The organism is Aeromonas sp. ZOR0002, assembly GCF_963866995.1.
Taxonomy (GTDB): domain Bacteria; phylum Pseudomonadota; class Gammaproteobacteria; order Enterobacterales; family Aeromonadaceae; genus Aeromonas; species Aeromonas caviae.
Genome location: NZ_CAWMFQ010000062.1, coordinates 1 through 494 on the forward strand (window position 1 = coordinate 1; position 494 = coordinate 494).

A 494-nucleotide genomic window follows, 5' to 3' on the forward strand; every position below is an offset into this window, starting at 1 on the left:
CGCCCAGTTAAGACTCGGTTTCCCTACGGCTCCCCTATACGGTTAACCTCGCTACAAAATGTAAGTCGCTGACCCATTATACAAAAGGTACGCAGTCACCCCGAAGGGCTCCCACTGCTTGTACGTACACGGTTTCAGGTTCTATTTCACTCCCCTCACAGGGGTTCTTTTCGCCTTTCCCTCACGGTACTGGTTCACTATCGGTCAGTCAGGAGTATTTAGCCTTGGAGGATGGTCCCCCCATATTCAGACAGGATGTCACGTGTCCCGCCCTACTCGATTTCACATCAAGGTTGTTTTCGTGTACGGGGCTATCACCCTGTATCGCCGGCCTTTCCAGGACCGTTCCACTAACTTCCAAGATGCTTAAGGGCTAATCCCCGTTCGCTCGCCGCTACTGAGGGAATCTCGGTTGATTTCTTTTCCTCGGGGTACTTAGATGTTTCAGTTCTCCCGGTTCGCCTCGCTGCGCTATGTATTCACGCAGCGATACC

Annotated in this window: 1 rRNA gene; it reads right to left on the reverse strand. The window is 52.4% G+C overall.

The features are described from left to right. Positions 1 to 494: ribosomal RNA gene (locus AACR77_RS04185) — 23S ribosomal RNA — on the reverse strand; the annotation flags it as partial.